The following is a 14,760-nucleotide window of genomic DNA, read 5'->3' as shown; positions in this document are numbered from 1 at the left end:
TCATCGCCCGCGAAAGCGGGCGATCCAGTATTCCAGAGACGTCAAAGTAATACGGATAAGCCGCGGCGTACTGGATACTCCGCTTTCGCGGAGTATGACATCTGTGAGCAGGGGAGGCAGCGTGCCTTCGCGAAGGCCTAAAGCCTGATGAGATTAGGTTGAGCTGGAACGGCGTCGAAGGTTCACCTCTCCCCAACGGGGAGAGGTGAACCGAGACCGCGCCAAACCGATTCAACCAAAACTCATCCCGCCTTAGCTCGCGGCTTCCAGCCGTTCCTCGGTGAGCAGGCGCGTGGCGGCGTCGGCGTCCATCGGCTCGCCGAAGGCAAAGCCCTGCGCGTATTCGCAGCCGAGCTGGTAGAGCTCGACGGCGTCGGAGTCTGTCTCGGCGCCTTCCGCGACCACCTCCATGCCGAGATCGTGCGCCAGCGCGATGATCGATTTCAGGATCACCGGGCGGGTGCCACGGCTCGTGGTGCGGACGAAGGACTGGTCGATCTTGATGGTGTCGAACGGGAAGCGCTGCAGATAGGACAGCGAGGAGTGGCCGGTGCCGAAATCGTCGAGCGACAGTCCGGTGCCGAGCTCGCGGATCCGCGCCAGCATCTGTGCGGCGTGCTCCGGGTTCTCCATCACAAGCGATTCCGTCAGCTCCAGCTTCAGCGTGCCGCGCGCCACGGTGGAGCGCGACAGCACGGTGCGGATGTCGTGGATCAGATCGTGGCGCAGCAATTGCCGCGACGACACGTTGACCGAGGCGAAGATCGGCTCGCGCGCGCGCATCGCGCGCTGCCACACCGCGAGCTGCCGTGCGGTCTGGTCCATCACGAACATGCCGAGATCGACGATCAGGCCGGTCTCCTCGGCAACGTTGATGAACTCCGACGGCGACATCCGGCCGAGCTTGGGATGGTCCCAGCGCGCCAGCGCCTCGAAGCCGGCGATCGCGCGATCTTCCAGCCGCACGATCGGCTGGTACAGGATCGTGATCTCCTGCCGCTCGATGGCGCGGCGCAGGTCGCTCTCCAGCGTCAGGCGGTCGGTCTTCCGCGCCCGCATCGCCGGCTTGTAGACGTCGATGCGGTCGCCGCCGATCCGCTTCGAATGATACATCGCAAGCTCGGCGTCCTTGATGATCTCGTCGGTCAGCGGCGCCGCCGGATCGGATAGCGCAAGGCCGATCGAGGCGGTCAGGAAGATCTCGCGGTCGTTGAAGGCGATCGGCGCACGGATGGTCTTGCGGATGGTCTCGGCGAAATTGGTGATCCGCGCCGGGTCCTGCTCCGACAGCAGGATCAGGCCGAACTGGTCGCCGGCCATCCGCGCCAGCGTGTCCTGCGGCTTGAGAATGCGGGTGAGGCGGCGCGCCAGCGTCAGCAGGATGGAATCGCCGACCGCGATCCCGACGGAATCGTTGACCTGCTTGAAGCGGTCGAGGTCGATCACCATCAAGGTCGGCCGCAGGTTCGGCATGGTCTTGGCGAGGTTCGCCACCGCGCCGAGGCGGTCCATGAACAGCCGGCGGTTCGGCAGGCCGGTCAGATTGTCATGAACGGAGTCATGCAGCATCCGCTCTTCGGAGTTCTTGAACTCGGTAACGTCGGTGAGGGTACCGACCACGCGCGAGACCTCGCCGTCGGAGCCGACCACCGGCCGCGCCTTCAGCGCGAACCACATGAAGTGGCCGTCGGGCGTGCGCAGCCGGAAATCCTGCACCAGGCGGCCGCGGCGCTGGTCGAGCACGCTGTCGAGCGCGGCGCGGAAGCGGTCCTGGTCGAGCGGGTGCAGCACTTCGAGCCATTTCGCCGCCGGGCCTTCCAGCGTGCCGCGCTTGAGGCCGAGCAGGGCCTCGGTCTCTGGGCTGGTGAACACCTTGTCGGCGGAGACGTCCCAGTCCCAGATCAGGTCGCCGGAGCCGGTCAGCGCCAGCGCGCGGCGCTCGACATCGGAGACAACGCCGGTGGTGGCGCCGCCGCCGGCGAAGGCGTGCTGCATCACCGTAAAGCCGATCAGCATCACGATCAGCACCAGGCCGCCGAGCAGCGCCGGGCCGACGATATCGTTGGTGACGGAACCCGCGACCGTCATGCCGGCTGCGACCACCCAGACCACCAGCAGGAACCAGGTCGGGATCAGCAGCACCGCACGGTCGAAGCCGTGGGTCGAGAGATAGACGATCAGCGCGAAGCCGGCGAAGGCGATCATCACGAGCGACATCCGCGCGATGCCGGAGGCGACCGCGGGATCGAACAGCGCCAGCGCCACCAGCGAGCCGAGGAAGACGAGCCAGCCGATCGTGATGTGCGAGTAGCGGACGTGCCAGCGACTGAGATTGAGATAGGCGAACAGGAACACCAACAGTGTCGCCGCGAGGATCGCCTCGCCCGCCGCACGCCAGACGCGCTCGGCGTTGTTCGACATGTCGAGCACCTTGCCCCAGAAGCCGAAGTCGACGCCGATATAGACCAGCACCGCCCAAGCCAGCGCCGCGGCGGCCGGGAACATGATGCTGCCCTTGACCACAAACAAGATCGTGAGCACGAGCGCGAGCAGGCCGGAGATGCCGATCACGATGCCCTGGTACAGCGTGAACGAGTTGACCTTGTCCTTGTAGGCGTCGGGTTCCCACAGATAGAGCTGCGGCAGCTTGTCGGTGCGCAGCTCCGCGACATAGGTGACGACGGCGCCGGGATCGAGCGTGATGCGGAACACGTCGGCGGTCGGGCTCTCCTGCCGCTCCGGACGATCGCCGACCGACGGCGTGATGGTCGCGATGCGCGACAGGCCGAGGTCGGGCCACAACAGGCCTGACGACACGATGCGATAATGCGGCGCGACGATCAGGCGGTCGAGCTGGTCGTCGGTGTTGTTGGCGAGCGCGAACACCACCCAGTTCTGGCCGCCTTCGCGGGCGCGAACTTCGATGCGGCGCACGATGCCGTCGGTTCCCGGCGCGGTGGAGACCTGGATGCGGTCGGTTTCACTACGTTGGTGGTCGAGAACCGCCGTCAAATCGATCGCCGGCGCATCGCTGCGCACGCTGACGGCGTCGATCGCATACGCGTCAGGCGCAGCGGCAAACATCATGAGGCCCAGCGCCAGTAGCGCAAGGCACCTGATCAGACGCAATGTCAGTACTCCGCGATCGACAAACTGACCGGGCCCGGCGACCGGCCCGGAGGTGGCGCGATAAATGACACGAAAGCGAAGGAAATCAAAGGGTTTCCGCCCCTGCTTCCGTTGCGAGAGTTAAACCACCAACACAATTTTGCCAATATGTTCGCTGGTCTCCATGCGGCGGTGCGCGTCGGCGGCCTTTTCCAGCGGGAATGTGCTGTCCATCAGCGGTTTGACGCGGCCTTCGCGCAGCAGCGGCAGCACCTTTGCCTCGATCGCCGCGACCATCGCCGCCTTGTCCGCATTACTACGGGGGCGCAGGGTCGAGCCGGTGTGGTGCAGCCGCTTGACCATCAGCTTGGCGAAATTGGCTGACGCCTTCGGTGTTCCCGACAGGAACGCGATCTGGACGATGCGGCCCTCGACGGCGGCGGCGTCATAGTTCCGGTCGATATAGTCGCCGCCCACCATGTCGAGGATGACGTTGGCGCCATTGCCGCCGGTCGCCTTCTTCACCGCCTCGACGAAATCCTCGGTCTTGTAATTGACCGCGTGATCGGCGCCGAGCTTGAGGCAGGCATCGGCCTTGTCCTGCGAGCCGACGGTGACGATCACCTTGGCGCCGAACGCCTTGGCGAGTTGGATCGCCATCGTGCCGATGCCCGACGAGCCGCCGTGAATCAGCAGCGTCTCGCCGGCCTGCAGGGCGCCGCGCTCGAACACGTTGTGCCAGACGGTCATCAGCGTTTCCGGAATGGCGCCGGCTTCCTGCATCGACAGTGAGGGCGGCACGGTCATCGCCTGCGCGTCCTGCGCGATGCAATATTGCGCGTAGCCGCCACCGGCGACGAGCGACATCACCTTGTCGCCGATCTTGTGCTTGGCGCCTTCGCCGAGCGCGACCACTTCGCCCGCGATCTCGAGGCCGGGCAGGTCGCTCGCGCCGGGCGGCGGCGGATAGGAGCCGGAGCGCTGCGCGACGTCGGGACGGTTGACGCCGGCGGCCGCGACCTTGACCAGGATCTCGCCGGCCTTCGGCACCGGCAATGCGCGGGTCTCCGGCACCAGCACCTCCGGGCCACCGGGCTTGCTGATGGCGACGACGGTCATTTGCGCGGGCAGGTTTGTCATGGCTAGTCCCTGGTCAGAGAAGAGGATTGGCGGATGGCATACCGCCTTTTCCAGCGAAGCGAAACGCCATTACGCCCCGAACCGCCTCGTCAGATGGTCGGCTTTTTCAGAGCTGATTTTCTCGACCAGCGGGCCGAGCCTTGCGACCGGCGTGCCTGCTCCATCGTCCAGCAGCGGGAGCAGTGGGCCATTGGGCCATCGCGGCACGGCCTCGTTGCGGCCGAACGCGCCGAGCACGCGCTCGGACAAGCTTGGCACGATGCTCCACGCCAGCGTGGCGCAGAGCGCGACAAGGTTGAGGCCTGTGCGCGTGACGACCGCCGCACGATCAGGATCGGACTTGATCGCCGTCCACGGTGCGGCGTGTTGCAGGTAAGCGTTCGCAACGTCCCAGATCGCGCGGGTCGCAGCCCCAGCGGCGCGAAACTCAAGCGCCGTGTGGTGACGATGCAGCGCTGCGATGCGCTGTTCCAGATCAAGCGCGAGCTTTCGCTCGGCGTCGCCGGGCGCGCCTCCTTCAGGGATGCGCCCGTCGAATGCGCGATGCGCAAAACTGATGATGCGGTTGGCGAGATTGCCGAAGATATCGGCGAGGTCCTTGTTCACGTCGGCGACGAATCTGGTGACGCTGAAATCAGCGTCGGCGCTTTCGGGTGCGTTGGCGATCAGCCACCAGCGCCAGAGATCGGCCGGCAACTCCTCAAGCGCGGCGTCGGTGAAGATGCCGCGCTTCCGGCTGGTCGAGAACTTGCCGCCCTCGTAATTCAGCCAGTGGAATCCCTTGATCACGTCGGCGGTCTTCCACGGCTCGCCGGAGCCGAGCAGCGTCGCCGGAAAGCTCACGGTGTGGAACGGGATGTTGTCCTTGCCGAGAAACTGGATGTAGCTGACCTCATCGGCTTGCCACCACCATTGCCGCCAGTCGCGGCCCGCTGCTACATCCGCCCATTCCTGCGTCGCCGCGATGTAGCCGATCGGCGCATCGAACCAGACATAGAACACCTTGCCGTCAAAGCCCTCGCGCGGCACCGCGATGCCCCAGGCGAGATCGCGCGTGATGCAGCGATCGCGCAAATCGGCATTGAGCCAGCTCTTCGCCGTCGACACCACGAAGGGCGGCCATCCGCTGCGGCTGTCGATCCATGCGCCGATCTTCTCCACGAGTTGCGACTGGCGCAGGAATAGATGACGGCTCGCGCGGATCTCGAGCGCACGGTCGCCTGACAGCGCCGAGCGCGGCTCAATCAGCTCCGGCGGATCGAGCAGCGTGCCGCAATGGTCGCATTGATCGCCGCGCGCGGATCCATCGCCGCAATGCGGGCAGGTGCCGAGCACGTAGCGATCGGGCAGGAAGCGCCGGTCGGCCGGCGAGAACACCTGGCGCGAGGTGCGCTCTTCGATGAATCCGGCTGCGTCGAGCCGACGATAGAAGTGCTGCGTCAGTGCATGATTATGCGGCGAGCTGGTGCGGCCGAAATGATCAAAGGACAGGCCAAAGCGCCGGTAGATGTCGGCCTGGACGGCGTGCTGTGCGTCGCAGAACGCGCGGACGTCCTGTCCCGCCTCGATCGCACCGAGCTCGGCCGGTGTGCCGTGCTCGTCGGTCGCGCAGATGAACAGCACGTCGTCGCCGATTTGCCGGCGGAAGCGGGCGTGGACGTCGGCGGGCAGCAGCGAGCCGACGAGGTTGCCGAGATGCTTGACGCCGTTGACGTAAGGCAGCGCGCTGGTGATGAGAATTCTGGTCATGGGTTGAGGTCTTTCGCGTTCGGTGATGCCGACCCCGACAATCAAATCGGAAAATCAAAAAGCCCTCCCGCATGATCGGAAGGGCTTGGGGTCGGCTCATGCCTGGCGCGCAGGCGCACTATCCCGTCCGGTCAGACTCCTTGCGGTCGGGCCGGGGCATTCGCGTCAGATGTTGCGCACACACGAAAGTCACTGCAAAATTCTCCTTGTATCGAAATCTAACATCTCTGGACGCATGGCGCCAGATCACATCGCCGGGAGGACACATGCCGATTGAGGATGAGGACCGGCCGCGGAAGAAGATCAGCCACGAGATCGGACAGGATCTCTCGCTGCTGTCGGTCGAGGAATTGACCGAGCGCATCGCGCTGCTCACCGCCGAAGTCGATCGCTTGAAGGAGGCGATGACGAAGAAGCGCGCGTCGAAGGATGCCGCGAACGCGTTCTTCAAGTCGTAGCCAGCTACATCACAACAGGTCGTAGCCCGGATGAAGCCAACGGGTCGCGCGAATGCGCGCCCGATGACAGGCTCCGCGCAATCCGGGGGCCGCCCCTTCGTCTTGCACCAATCCCGGATTTCGCTGCGCTCCTTCCGGGCTACGCATCGGCGTGCCTGCCCCTGTCCCAAACTAGGTCAATGGCCGACATGGCAAACAAAGCCTGAAGAAAACCGTTCATTTACGATCGGTTAAGCTTTCTCGATTATGACTGCATTGTCCTCGTTTGGACACCGAGTGGCTCCTGTCCACTCTGTTTGACGCCTCCCTGTTATCAACTTCAAAAGCCGCCGGAAACGGCGGCTCTTTTTTGTTGCGTCCGCGGCTGGAAACCATAAATCCGGTTGCGGCTGGACTCTTCGGCGCGCCCGCGCAATGATTTGTTCATCATAAGCTGGCGCGTGAGATGCCAGCGGGCGTTACGATGGTGTGAGGGCGTTAACCATGGCCGATCGTTCCCAGAACGAAGCCGGGCTTGTGCTGTTCAGTGAACGGCTGACCAATTCTGCGGCATTCGGCGTGCTGTTCCGGGAAGGCATGGACCTGGTCGAGCAGACCGCCGCCTATCTCGACGGCGACGGACGTGCCGAGGCCAAGGCGCTGGAACGGTCCGTGAGCCTGACCTATGCCACCGAAAGCATGCGCCTGACCACGCGGCTGATGCAGCTCGCGTCCTGGCTGCTGCTGCACCGCGCAGTCAAGGAAGGCGAGATGACGCTGACCCAGGCCAATCGCGAGAAGACCAAGGTGAAGCTGTCGGCCGCCGATCCCGGCCCGGCCGACATGGTCGTGAAGCTTCCCGAGCAATTGCAGCAACTGATCGCCCGCTCGATGGACCTGCAGGCGCGCGTCCGCCGCCTCGACACCACGATCCATGCGCCGGCACCGGATCGCTCCTCGATCGGCAACCCCCTGGTGCCGCAGCTCAACCGGCTCAAGGCGGCGTTCGAGCAGTAAGGTCGGCGCCGAGAGGCATCGCTAGCGCAATCAGCTCCGCCCTGCCGGAGACCATCATTGGACACCTTTTTTCTCGCCTGGATCATACTCGGATGGTTGGTCTTCGGGTGGACCCTGCTGCGGATGATCTGGGCTGCGTACCTGGCCGGCGATCTTAGTCCTTCCTCGTATTTCGGCGGCACCTTCTTGCTCGCTGACTACAACCGTAAACACTTCCGCATTCTTCTTTGCGCCTTCGGCTGGTGCATGTTTGGTGCTATTTTCTACAATGTCCTTCAACCCACAGCGCCTCCAGAACCGCGGGGCGTGCATGTCGGAAAATAACGGGCTTACAGCGTGTTCTCTCCGCGAAAGTCACTCATAGCCGCAGCTTCTTCGGTACTGCTTGTCGTAGCCGCAATTGATAGTGCCGGCGGCCAGACGGCGAGCCGCCGGGAGCCCCAAACGCCTCCCAAGACGCCCGCGGAAATGGCCCAGGCGATTGCTCGTTCTATCGATGCGATGGCTCACGTGCATGAAGCGAAGGTGCCAAATCCGGCGACCGTGCCGATCGCCTTCCAATCTGCAACGGCGCACGACAACGTCGTCGATGTGCATTACAGGGCCAATGATGCAGGAATGCTTCCTCGCAACAAGGCCGAAGGCGATGAGGAGCGACTTCGATTTGCCGGCAGGTTTTGCTTTGATCGCCGCGTATCGCTGTTTCAAAAGAATGGAGTGGTGATCCATCGAGTCCTTTTCGCACCCGATAACAGCGCCCCCTTCGAGTTCACGATCGATCAATCGACATGCGCCGCGCTGATCGAGGACGCCAAAGCGCGCGCCGACGCCGCCAAGCGAGCAGCAGGGCCGGCGCCGAATTCGCTGACCGAGCCGAAGCCCGTGCACACCTTGACCATTCGGCCGGAGCCCGCCGAGCAGAAATAATTCAATCGGCATCGAGCAGCAGCTGACCAGTTCATGCCCTGGTCCGCCGCGTCGATCGGCTCTGATCCATGATGCTGCGCAGCCGTATCGCCGCCGCGTCCAACTCGTCCGGTTCGAACCCGCCGAAGCCCAGCATGAGGCCCGACCGTGGCTCACTCTTGTACATCGGCGAGATCGGCCGCACGACGATGCCGTCGGCGAGCGCGACCTTCGCTAGTTGCACGTCGTCGAAGCGCGGCGGCAGCCACAGCAGCAGATGCATGCCCTGGTCGCTCGGCTGCAGCGTGACGTCATCGGGCATGTGCCGTGCGAGGGCTGCGATCAATGTCGCGCGGCGCGCGGCGTAGACGCCGCGAATCCGCCGGATATGCGCTTCGAACAGGCCCTCGCGCATATAGGCCGCCAGCACATGCTGGTCGGTGGTCGGCGAATGCCGGTCGAGCAGTGCGCGTGCGCCGGCGAAGGCGTCGATCAATGGCGCGGGCGCCACGACGTAGCCGAGCCGCAGCGAGGGAAACAGCACCTTGCTCAGCGTACCCAGATAGATCACGCGTGACGGCGCGAGACCTTGCATCGACGGGAATGGATGCCCCGCGTAGCGCAGCTCGCTGTCGTAATCGTCCTCGACGATCCAGGCATCGCGGCGCTGCGCCCACGCCACCAGTGCGTTGCGGCGGGCCATGCTCATCGGCATGCCCAGCGGATATTGATGCGAGGGCGTCACGAATGCCGCGCGCGCATCGGGACATGCCGCGGTCGCGGCATCGACGTCGATGCCTTGCGCATCGACGCCAACGCGCGTGGTGACGAGGTCGAGATCGTCGAGCACGGCAGTCATGCCGGGATAAGCGGGATCCTCGGCCCACACACGATCGCCCGATGACAGCAGCACGCGGCCGGAGAGATAGAGACCCTGTTGCGTGCCGGCGGTGATCACGACCTGTTCGGGCTCGCAATGCACCGCGCGGGATTTGCGCACGTAGTCGGCGATCGCCTGCCGCAGTTCCATCAGTCCGCGCGGATCGCCATAGCTCGCAGGCGCCGCCGCGCGCGATGCGCGCACCCGGTTGCCGAGCCGGCGCCAATTGTCGTCGGGGGCGACCGCGCCACCGGGGACCGCGATCGCAAACGGGATTTCGGGCATCGGCGTGAAGGCTTCCACCACTTTGGCAAGCCGCGCCGCGCGGGCAGGCAGCTGGATCAGCGCGGATTTTCTCGGGCTGCGATCGACGGCGACAGGCTGTGCTTGTTCGGCAAGCGTAGGCGCCACCCGGGTGCCGGCACCGACCTGCGATTCCAGATAGCCCTCGGCCTGCAACTGCTCGAAGGCTTCCGCGACGGTGCCGCGCGCAACACCGAGCGAGGCCGACAGCGCGCGCGTCGACGGCAGGAATTCCCCGGCCTTCAATTCGCCGCTCGCAATGGCGGCGCGCAGGGCCTGCGCGATCTGGCGTCCAACCTGTCCGGCGGCGCGGTCGACCGCGCCGAGCGAAGGGATGCTGATCGTGGCGCGCAGGCGGGGCATAGTGGACCAATCACTATGATCGAAAGTGGCTCTTATCATAGGCCACTTCGGCGCTATGGTGCGAGCAGCAATTGATGAGGTCGACCAAGAGGTTCGCGATGTACCTGCCGCCGCATTTCAAGTTGGAAGAGCTCGGCCCGATCCACGCCGCGATGCGGGCCTCGAAGCTCGCAACGCTGGTTACCGCGACCGCGGACGGCCTGATTGGCACGCCGCTGCCGTTGATCCTCAATGAAAACGAGGGCGACTACGGCACGCTGTACGGCCACGTCGCGCGGCCCAATCCGCAGTGGAAGCTGCCTGCTGTGGGCGAAGCGATGGCGATCTTCATGGGGCCCGACGCCTATGTAACGCCATCCTGGTATGTGACCAAGGCCGAGCACGGCAAGGTGGTGCCGACCTGGAATTACGTCGCGGTCCACGCCTATGGCTCGGCCGAGTTCTTCGAGGATGTCGACCGCCTGCTTGACATCGTGACCCGGCTGACCAGGCTGCACGAGAGTTCGCGCAAGGAGGTCTGGCAGGTCAGCGACGCGCCGGATGATTTCATCAAGGCGCAGCTGCGCGGCATCGTCGGCTTCCGGATGCCGATCACCCGGATCGACGCCAAGAAGAAGATGAGTCAGAACCGCAAGCTCGAGGATCGCGCCGGCGTCATCGCGGGTCTCGGCGAAAGCGACAATCCGGTCGACCGTGCGGTTGCGGCGATGATTCCGGCGAACTAGAGAATGATGAGATGAGATCAAGCGGCGATGGCGCTGCGCTCCCTCGCCCCGTTCTTACGGGGAGAGGGTTGGGGTGAGGGGCTGTCTCCGCGTATACGGTGATAGCTGAGTTTGCGGAGGCTTCCCCTCACCCGGAACGCATCTTGCGATGCGTTCCGACCTCTCCCCGCACGCGGGGCGAGGTGAAGCGGCGTCCGCTGCTTGTATAGTCATCTCGCTCCAGTCGGAATCTCCTGATGGAATTGTACCTCGCCTTCGCGATCACCACCGCGACCTTTGCGCTGATCCCGGGGCCAGCCATGCTCTATGCCGCGGCCCGCACGCTCGCGGGCGGCCGGCGCGCGGGGCTGATGGCCTCGCTCGGGCTGCATCTCGGCGGCTACGTCCATGTCGTCGCCGCGGCCGCCGGCCTCGCTCTGCTGTTTCATGCGGTGCCGCCGCTGTTCACCGCGATGAAACTCGCCGGTGCGGCCTATCTGGTCTGGCTCGGGCTGTCGCTGTTCCGCGATCGAGATAACACGGAGCGTCCCAAGCTTGCGCCGCTCTCCGCAGAGCGCGCCTTTGCGCAAAGCATCGTCGTCGAGGTGCTCAATCCGAAGACCGCAATCTTCTTCCTCGCGTTCCTGCCGCAGTTCGTCGATGCGACGGCGAGCCTGCCGGTCTGGGCCCAGCTGTTCCTGCTCGGCGCAACAGTCAATTTGACCTTCTCGGCGGTCGATATCGTCTGCGTGTTCTTCGCCAGCGCCGTGATGTCGAAGCTGCAGCGCTCCCGGAGGTCGCAGCGGATCATGCAGCGGATCGGCGGCAGCATTCTGGTCGCGCTCGGCGCGCGGCTGGCGTTCGGGGATCGTTAGGGGTAGGCGGTCCACCGGCCATTGCCCGTTTTTCGCGAGAACGCGAAGTTGTATCCCAACCTCAACTGTCATCGCCCGGCCGAGTGTTTAGACCGGAGACATAGCTGACACCTGTTCCGACACATCACTGACAGGTTCGCCATTGGTCAAGTCGATTGATGCGACCTGCCAGCTTGCGAAGAAGATTCCGTAGGTTCCGTCGCGATCGAGCGGTCTGATCGCAAGGCGCCCGCCAAAAACAAAAACGCCCCCGCGAGGGAGGCGTTTTGCGTGATCGAAAGGACGATCCCGAAGCGGACTTTAGTCCTTCTTGAGGAAGCCCGAAAACTTCTTCTGGAAGCGCGAGACGCGGCCGCCGCGGTCCATCAGCTGCTGGGTACCGCCGGTCCAGGCCGGGTGCGACTTGGGGTCGATGTCGAGGTTCAGCGTGTCGCCTTCCTTGCCCCAGGTGGAGCGGGTCAGGTACTCGGTGCCGTCGGTCATGACGACCTTAATCGTATGATAATTCGGATGAATATCGGCTTTCATGACAGTTCCTTCGGCGCGCTGGCGCCCATCTCAAGACATCTCAGTACGGGATTTGGGCGGCTCTATAACCCATGGAGCCCCCCAAAACAAGCCAGGAAAGGGCTTAAGCCCATCACCGGATTGGGACTTTACCGGATTTGCCAGCCGGGGGTCGGCGGGCCTATGTGGGGGGCGATAGAACCGGTCTAAGAATAATGAGCGTAGCCGAACAGTTTGAGACCCCTCGCGGCGCCCCCGAGCCTCCGCGTGACGCGCTGCTCGATGAGGAAGCCTTCATCGAGAGCCAGATCACGGAGCCGGCGAAGAGCCGTGCCCGCTTGCGGCCGTTGTTGGCGCTCGCGCCCTATGTGGCGCGCTACAAGGGGCGGGCGATCCTTGCGCTGATTTCGCTGACGATTGCGGCGATCACGACGCTGATCGTGCCGGTCGCGGTGCGGCGGATGATCGACCTCGGCTTCACGCCCGAGGGCATCGCGATGATCAACAGCTATTTCAGCGTGATGATCGCGGTCGTCGCGGTGCTCGCCGGTGCCAGCGCCTCGCGCTACTACCTCGTGATGACGATCGGCGAAAGCATCGTCGCCGATCTCCGGCGCGACGTGTTCGCGCATCTGATTTCGCTGTCGCCCTCGTTCTTCGATTCCGCACGGTCGGGCGAACTGGTATCGCGGCTCACCGCCGATACCACCCAGATCAAGTCCGCGGTCGGCGCGTCGGTGTCGATCGCGCTGCGCAATCTGATGCTGTTCTTCGGCGCCGCCGCGATGATGGTGATCACGAGCCCAAGATTGTCCGGCTTCGTGCTGCTGGCGATTCCGATCATCGTGATTCCGCTGGTCGCGTTCGGCCGTTGGGTGCGCCGGCTGTCGCGCACCGCCCAGGACACGCTGGCCGATGCCAGCGCTTATGCGTCCGAGCTGGTCAACGCGATCCGCACCGTGCAGGCCTATACCGGCGAACGGCTCGCTAGGACGCGTTTTGCCGGCGAAGTGGAGCAGGCCTATCAGGCCGCGCGCAGCTCGACCAAGGCGCGCGCCGTGCTGACGCTAATCGTCATCTTCATCGTGTTCGCCAGCGTCGTCGTGATCCTGTGGGTCGGCTCGCACGACGTGCTGGTCGGAACCATTAGCCCGGGCCGGCTCGGCCAGTTCATTCTCTATACCGCCTTCGCGGCCAGCGGCCTCGGCCAGCTCAGCGAGGTCTGGGGCGAGGTTTCGGCCGCGTCGGGCGCTGCCGAGCGGCTGTTCGAGATCCTGCGCGTCAGGCCGCAGATTGCGGCTCCCGCTTCGCCGCGCGCACTGCCGCAGCCGGCGCGCGGCGATGTCGGCTTCGACGATGTCAGCTTCGCCTATCCGACCCGGCCCAACGCGCTCGCGGTCGACGGCGTGTCGCTGAAGGTCGGCTCGGGCGAGAAGGTCGCGATCGTCGGCCCCTCCGGCGCCGGCAAGAGCACGCTGTTTCATCTCTTGCTGCGCTTCTACGATCCGAAATCGGGCACCATCTCGCTCGACGGCGTGCCGATCCGGCAGGCCGATCCGGCCGATGTGCGGGCGCAGATCGCGCTGGTACCGCAGGATTCCGTGGTGTTCGCGGCTTCGGCCCGCGAGAATATCCGGTTCGGCCGGCCCGACGCCACCGATGCCGAGGTCGAGCGCGCCGCCGATCTCGCGCATGCCACCGAGTTCCTGCGCCGCCTGCCTGAAGGCTTCGACGCCCAGCTCGGCGAGCGCGGCGTCACGCTATCAGGCGGCCAGCGCCAGCGCATCGCGATCGCGCGCGCGATCCTGCGCGATGCGCCGCTGCTGCTGCTGGATGAAGCGACCTCGGCGCTCGACGCCGAGAGCGAGACGCTGGTGCAGACCGCGCTTGAGGAATTGATGCGCCACCGCACCACGCTGGTCATCGCGCATCGGCTGGCGACCGTGCTGTCCTGCGACCGCATCCTGGTGATGGACCAGGGCAAGATCGTCGAACAGGGCACGCACGCCGAGTTGGTCGCCGCGGGCGGCCTCTATGCGCGGCTGGCGCGCCTGCAGTTCGAAGGGATTTGAACGGGCTGTCCGGGGTACATGTTCCGCGCTTCAGACGCTGCTACGGATAGCAGTGGTCCTTCGCCGCGACGTCGAATCCGACGGCTAGATCCTGTTCGAGCATTTGGGTCTGAACGATGCTCCTGAACTTTGCCGCCTTTGCAATAGGGCTGCCCGGGGGCGCGCCGTCCGGCGGCGGCATATGCGGCTGCATCAGGCTTCGTGTCATCGCCATTCTGCCGGCATTTGCCTTGCACGCATCGCTGGCTGCGGTGATGGCGGGAATCGCATCCATCCGGGTCTGGTAAATATCGAAGAAATCGCGGGCATCGCGGTCGAATACCGCCATCGAGTTCGGTACGGACGCCAGGTTTGAGCCGAACGAGGCGACGCAGGCTTCCTTGGGCTGTTCCGCGCCCTTATCCGCAATCACGACGGCAACCATGGGCCACTGCTGGTCCTCGATCGTCAATGTGTATTTCTCGGACGCAATCGGATGCGCGGCGTCGGCGAGAGCCTTGTGGTCTGCAGCATTCGCGGCATTGAGGCCGTTGAAGATGAAGGAATCCGCGAACGAGAGCGGCGAAGATCCCGGCAGGGCGCGAACCTCCAGAACCTTCTGATTGCCGTTGCTGCCATCGGAGATGGTGCATTGCAGGTGCTGCGCCCCTGCTTTTGCGAGGCCGGCGGCCTGCATCGTGAGGATGACGAGGACTTGGA

At 64.7% G+C, this 14,760-nt stretch carries 13 protein-coding genes and 1 pseudogene; 7 read left to right on the top strand and 7 right to left on the bottom strand.

Features of this window, described 5'->3' with window-relative positions:
- Positions 1-252: 252 nt before the first annotated feature.
- From QDT69_RS25635 to metG, 3 genes are all read right to left on the bottom strand, one after another.
- The gene (locus QDT69_RS25635) at positions 253-3,129 is read right to left on the bottom strand and encodes an EAL domain-containing protein (protein ID WP_279709256.1); all 2,877 of its coding nucleotides are present in this window, start codon (positions 3,127-3,129) and stop codon (positions 253-255) included.
- Between the two features lie 120 nt (positions 3,130-3,249).
- Entirely contained in the window at positions 3,250-4,248 is a 999-nt protein-coding gene (locus tag QDT69_RS25630; protein WP_279709255.1) for an NAD(P)H-quinone oxidoreductase, read from the bottom strand.
- A 69-nt stretch (positions 4,249-4,317) separates the two neighbouring features.
- The gene (gene metG, locus QDT69_RS25625) at positions 4,318-5,997 is read right to left on the bottom strand and encodes a methionine--tRNA ligase (protein WP_279709254.1); all 1,680 of its coding nucleotides are present in this window, start codon (positions 5,995-5,997) and stop codon (positions 4,318-4,320) included.
- Positions 5,998-6,263: 266 nt separating this feature from the next.
- Here metG and QDT69_RS25620 point away from each other — a divergent pair, with 266 nt between their 5' ends.
- The 4 genes from QDT69_RS25620 (at position 6,264) to QDT69_RS25605 (ending at position 8,378) form a co-directional block, all read left to right on the top strand.
- The gene (locus QDT69_RS25620) at positions 6,264-6,455 is read left to right on the top strand and encodes a DUF1192 domain-containing protein (RefSeq protein WP_076865389.1); all 192 of its coding nucleotides are present in this window, start codon (positions 6,264-6,266) and stop codon (positions 6,453-6,455) included.
- 483 nt (positions 6,456-6,938) lie between these two features.
- On the top strand, positions 6,939-7,451 hold the full coding sequence (locus QDT69_RS25615; protein WP_146988279.1) for a DUF1465 family protein: 513 nt from the start codon (positions 6,939-6,941) through the stop codon (positions 7,449-7,451).
- Positions 7,452-7,508: 57 nt separating this feature from the next.
- Positions 7,509-7,775, top strand: a complete 267-nt coding sequence (locus QDT69_RS25610; protein ID WP_279709251.1) for a hypothetical protein — start codon at positions 7,509-7,511, stop codon at positions 7,773-7,775.
- Positions 7,776-7,919: 144 nt separating this feature from the next.
- A complete protein-coding gene (locus tag QDT69_RS25605) occupies positions 7,920-8,378 on the top strand; it encodes a hypothetical protein (protein ID WP_279709250.1) in 459 nt (152 codons plus the stop codon).
- Between the two features lie 31 nt (positions 8,379-8,409).
- On the opposite strand, the gene QDT69_RS25600 is transcribed toward QDT69_RS25605, so the two are convergent.
- A complete protein-coding gene (locus QDT69_RS25600) occupies positions 8,410-9,903 on the bottom strand; it encodes a PLP-dependent aminotransferase family protein (protein ID WP_279709249.1) in 1,494 nt (497 codons plus the stop codon).
- A 98-nt stretch (positions 9,904-10,001) separates the two neighbouring features.
- Here QDT69_RS25600 and QDT69_RS25595 point away from each other — a divergent pair, with 98 nt between their 5' ends.
- Positions 10,002-10,628: an FMN-binding negative transcriptional regulator gene (locus QDT69_RS25595; protein WP_279709396.1), complete on the top strand. Its 627-nt coding sequence runs from the start codon at positions 10,002-10,004 to the stop codon at positions 10,626-10,628.
- Between the two features lie 236 nt (positions 10,629-10,864).
- The gene (locus tag QDT69_RS25590; protein ID WP_279709248.1) at positions 10,865-11,482 is read left to right on the top strand and encodes a LysE family translocator; all 618 of its coding nucleotides are present in this window, start codon (positions 10,865-10,867) and stop codon (positions 11,480-11,482) included.
- An 87-nt stretch (positions 11,483-11,569) separates the two neighbouring features.
- Here the strand turns inward: QDT69_RS25590 and QDT69_RS25585 are convergent.
- Positions 11,570-11,716: pseudogene (locus QDT69_RS25585) on the bottom strand (IS481 family transposase); the annotation flags it as partial.
- A gap of 66 nt (positions 11,717-11,782) precedes the next feature.
- Positions 11,783-12,010, bottom strand: coding sequence for a 50S ribosomal protein L31 (gene rpmE / locus QDT69_RS25580; RefSeq protein WP_016845230.1), 228 nt, complete (start codon positions 12,008-12,010; stop codon positions 11,783-11,785).
- A 194-nt stretch (positions 12,011-12,204) separates the two neighbouring features.
- On the opposite strand from rpmE, the gene QDT69_RS25575 reads away from it, so the two are divergent.
- The gene (locus tag QDT69_RS25575) at positions 12,205-14,061 is read left to right on the top strand and encodes an ABC transporter ATP-binding protein/permease (protein WP_279709247.1); all 1,857 of its coding nucleotides are present in this window, start codon (positions 12,205-12,207) and stop codon (positions 14,059-14,061) included.
- A gap of 40 nt (positions 14,062-14,101) precedes the next feature.
- On the opposite strand, the gene QDT69_RS25570 is transcribed toward QDT69_RS25575, so the two are convergent.
- Positions 14,102-14,737, bottom strand: coding sequence for a hypothetical protein (locus QDT69_RS25570; RefSeq protein WP_279709246.1), 636 nt, complete (start codon positions 14,735-14,737; stop codon positions 14,102-14,104).
- Positions 14,738-14,760: the final 23 nt, after the last annotated feature.

Source organism: Bradyrhizobium sp. CER78 (assembly GCF_029846235.1).
Classification (GTDB): Bacteria; Pseudomonadota; Alphaproteobacteria; order Rhizobiales; family Xanthobacteraceae; genus Bradyrhizobium.
Note: the sequence above shows the minus strand (reverse complement) of the source record. Positions and strands in the feature narration are given on the sequence as shown.

Bases quoted from the DNA above. Each gene is read 5' to 3' on its own strand.
- QDT69_RS25630 (WP_279709255.1), bottom strand. From the start codon at position 4,248: ATGACAAACCTGCCCGCGCAAATGACCGTCGTCGCCATCAGCAAGCCC.
- metG (WP_279709254.1), bottom strand. From the start codon at position 5,997: ATGACCAGAATTCTCATCACCAGCGCGCTGCCTTACGTCAACGGCGTC.
- QDT69_RS25620 (WP_076865389.1), top strand. From the start codon at position 6,264: ATGCCGATTGAGGATGAGGACCGGCCGCGGAAGAAGATCAGCCACGAG.
- QDT69_RS25615 (WP_146988279.1), top strand. From the start codon at position 6,939: ATGGCCGATCGTTCCCAGAACGAAGCCGGGCTTGTGCTGTTCAGTGAA.
- QDT69_RS25605 (WP_279709250.1), top strand. From the start codon at position 7,920: ATGGCCCAGGCGATTGCTCGTTCTATCGATGCGATGGCTCACGTGCAT.
- QDT69_RS25600 (WP_279709249.1), bottom strand. From the start codon at position 9,903: ATGCCCCGCCTGCGCGCCACGATCAGCATCCCTTCGCTCGGCGCGGTC.
- QDT69_RS25595 (WP_279709396.1), top strand. From the start codon at position 10,002: ATGTACCTGCCGCCGCATTTCAAGTTGGAAGAGCTCGGCCCGATCCAC.
- QDT69_RS25590 (WP_279709248.1), top strand. From the start codon at position 10,865: ATGGAATTGTACCTCGCCTTCGCGATCACCACCGCGACCTTTGCGCTG.
- rpmE (WP_016845230.1), bottom strand. From the start codon at position 12,010: ATGAAAGCCGATATTCATCCGAATTATCATACGATTAAGGTCGTCATG.
- QDT69_RS25575 (WP_279709247.1), top strand. From the start codon at position 12,205: ATGAGCGTAGCCGAACAGTTTGAGACCCCTCGCGGCGCCCCCGAGCCT.
- QDT69_RS25570 (WP_279709246.1), bottom strand. From the start codon at position 14,737: ATGCAGGCCGCCGGCCTCGCAAAAGCAGGGGCGCAGCACCTGCAATGC.